Origin of the sequence: Tunicatimonas sp. (assembly GCF_049647865.1) — a bacterium.
Taxonomy (GTDB): Bacteria; Bacteroidota; Bacteroidia; order Cytophagales; family Cyclobacteriaceae; genus Tunicatimonas.
In genome coordinates this window covers 1-2,730 of sequence record NZ_JBARYM010000729.1, presented here as the reverse complement: position 1 = coordinate 2,730, position 2,730 = coordinate 1, and the positions used below count along the sequence as shown (strand labels likewise).

Below are 2,730 nucleotides of genomic sequence, written 5' to 3'. Positions count from 1 at the left end.
GACAACCATTCCTGAAAAGCGGCCAGAGCATCCGGACGGGCCAGCTCTTCTCCCGCTTGCTGCGACAGTCGCAAACCAATTCCAAACGCTTGATCAGGAGCTACGGCCAACTTAACCGTGGGAACGTAGGTTCGCAGACTCTGATCTACTTCATCCCAGCTTTCGCCCGGATGAATATTGGTGCAGTAGGTAAGATGGTGTTGGTTGGGTAGTTTCATAGGTTAATTATGAGAACAGACTTCGGAAGTTTAGATAGCGAGATAGTACATTCGAAGAGAACATACAAAAACTTCCGAAGTCTCTGCGAGTATCCAAGAAAATTAACCCAAAACTTTTGCCGCCTGTTTCTCCGCTAGCTGATCAATTGCCTGTTGAATCAGGCTTTTATCCATTTCGTGTACTTCTACTCCTTGGCCAATTTCTTCCAGCAACATAATCGTGAGTTGACCGCCCAAGTGTTCCTGAAATTCATCCAATCCGCGCAGCAATTCCGGCTCGGCCAGTTCGGGAGTGTAGATGTCAAACCCTAGCTGAAGTAGCAACTTGATAATCCGGTGCAGGTCGGCTTCAGGAAGCATTCCTTGTAGGTGAGAATAAGTAACATCCAGGGCGATGCCGATAGCAACGGCTTCTCCGTGGCGTAGCTGATAATCCGAAAGTTGCTCCAGTTTATGAGCCGCCCAGTGGCCAAAGTCCAGTGGGCGCGAAGAACCCATTTCAAACGGATCGCCCCCGGCAATATGCTGGAGGTGAATTTCCGCGCAGCGATGAATGAGGTACTGCATCGCTTCCTGATCACGGTTAGCTAGTGCGGTGACATCCTGCTCCAGGCGTTCCCAGAACGGTTTATCTTTTATCAGCGCTACTTTAATCGCCTCGGCAATACCGGCTCGCCAGTCCCGATCATCCAGGGTGGATAGAAAAGCGGAATCGTTGATAACGGTGTAAGGCGGAGCGAAGGTGCCCAGAAAGTTTTTCTTCCCAAAGTAATTAACTCCGTTCTTTACCCCTACTCCCGAATCGTTCTGCGACAACACCGTAGTGGGAATACGAATGTGGCGCACGCCCCGATGGGCAACCGCTGCTGCTAAACCCACCATATCCAGCACAGCCCCGCCTCCAATACCCACGATATACGAGTGCCGATCGATCCGATAGCGGTCTACCGCCTCAACAATTTGCTGCAAATACTGGGTATTATTCTTCGCTTCTTCCCCCCCGGGCACTACTAGTGGATTAGCGAATAAAGAAAGCGAATCGGAGTGAGCGTTAGCGTAATTCTTAATATCAGTTAGCAGTTGTGGGTGAGTTTCAGCTACCCCCTGATCGATCACTACGAACAGTTTAGCCAGGTTATCTTGCGGAAGAATATCTTTGAATAGAGGATTTTCAACCTGAAATAGACGATTGGTAAAGTGTACCTGATATTGAAAAGCGACCGAAAAGGATTGAGATAGCGACTTCATCAATTAACAATTAGTCCGCCTTAGGCGGAAACAATGAACAATTAGCGGAGAGCAGTTAGCCATAAAAATACGACATTTTGTTTGAAAAAAAGGTTTCCTGTTAGGTGACGGCGAAGTAGCGGGCCAGTCCGATGGACAACGGTAGCAGTAAGAGTACTAACAGTCCAAATAGTGCTGAAGCAAAAATGCTAACAAAAGTTGCATTGAGGATAATGAGTGAGATCACTCCCGCTTTTACCGCTTTACCGATAAACTGCGGCTCGGCGTACCGGATGGCTTTAAATAATGGCGGATAGATTTGAGAAGCAAATAATCCTAAGAACAACAGTGCCGACCAATGAGCTTCCTCCCGAAAGGCCACCACAGCTAAACTAACTATTACTGCCGAATACATCCCCACTCCGCCCCACAGGGCCGAGCGGCTGCTCCCGTGTACTTCCCCTCGGCTCACCATCGTGATAGCGGCGATGTAAACGATAGGAATCAAACTCAGGTACCAATAATCGGCAATCGCTGCCGGAACCAGACTGACACCCAGCAGCAGGTTCCCTCCCCGGCATAATCCCATATTGATGGGGCCAAAAATACGTTGGTGTTTACCCCAAGCATCGTACAGTAATGCACAAAGTGCCACCGCTACCGCAATGATAAAACTCTTTATGGATACCTGCAAAGCTGATAGAATTCCGCCGACCAGCAGCACTCCTCCTAATATGGCTCCTTCGGTTACCGAAACATCCCCCCTAGGAATAGGCCGCTCCGGACGTTCCTCCCGATCGAGCTTAGCATCAAACACATCGTTGAACACCACTCCCCCGCCGTATAACCCAATGGTGGCGACCACCAACCACAGTAGATTGATCAGAGAAGAATCATCTCCTCCGGCAGCTTCGCCATTTGTTATCAGTAAAATAGACCCCGAAGCCGCCGCTCCCGCTAGAATATCGGCAATTGCCGTTACGATATTAGCGGGACGCATTAGTTGCAGGTAGGCTCGTAGTTTTTGGGAAAGGGGCATTTTTCAGTTATCGCTTAAGTACCAGAATTCCGACCTGAGGTTTGATCAAAGCGCTCGTACACATCAAAGTCAAACAAACTGGCATGAGTAATTTCTCCCACCGATAATACTAACAGAAATCCTGCATAAATATCATCACTTCCATCTTGTTTCCTCTGTTGATACAGATCCCAATATTCCGTAGTAAAGACAATTTCTTGAGTTTCATCTCGATAACCACTAATTAGAGGCAAAACTGATAAGTAT

3 protein-coding genes and 1 pseudogene are annotated in these 2,730 nt (G+C 48.2%); all 4 read right to left on the bottom strand.

Translation table 11 applies throughout. The features are described 5' to 3' along the window. Nucleotides 1-218, bottom strand: a pseudogene (locus tag WBA23_RS21335) (metabolite traffic protein EboE); the annotation flags it as partial. A gap of 102 nt (nucleotides 219-320) precedes the next feature. Further along, complete coding sequence (locus WBA23_RS21330; RefSeq protein WP_424584307.1) at nucleotides 321-1,466, bottom strand: 3-dehydroquinate synthase; 1,146 nt, start codon at nucleotides 1,464-1,466, stop codon at nucleotides 321-323. Between the two features lie 100 nt (nucleotides 1,467-1,566). Continuing rightward, complete coding sequence (gene eboC / locus WBA23_RS21325) at nucleotides 1,567-2,484, bottom strand: UbiA-like protein EboC (protein ID WP_424584306.1); 918 nt, start codon at nucleotides 2,482-2,484, stop codon at nucleotides 1,567-1,569. Nucleotides 2,485-2,498: 14 nt separating this feature from the next. Then, a partial coding sequence (locus tag WBA23_RS21320; protein ID WP_424584305.1) for a hypothetical protein occupies nucleotides 2,499-2,730 on the bottom strand: 232 nt, incomplete at its 5' end.

Bases quoted from the DNA above. Each gene is read 5' to 3' on its own strand.
- eboC (WP_424584306.1), bottom strand. From the start codon at position 2,484: ATGCCCCTTTCCCAAAAACTACGAGCCTACCTGCAACTAATGCGTCCC.
- WBA23_RS21330 (WP_424584307.1), bottom strand. From the start codon at position 1,466: ATGAAGTCGCTATCTCAATCCTTTTCGGTCGCTTTTCAATATCAGGTA.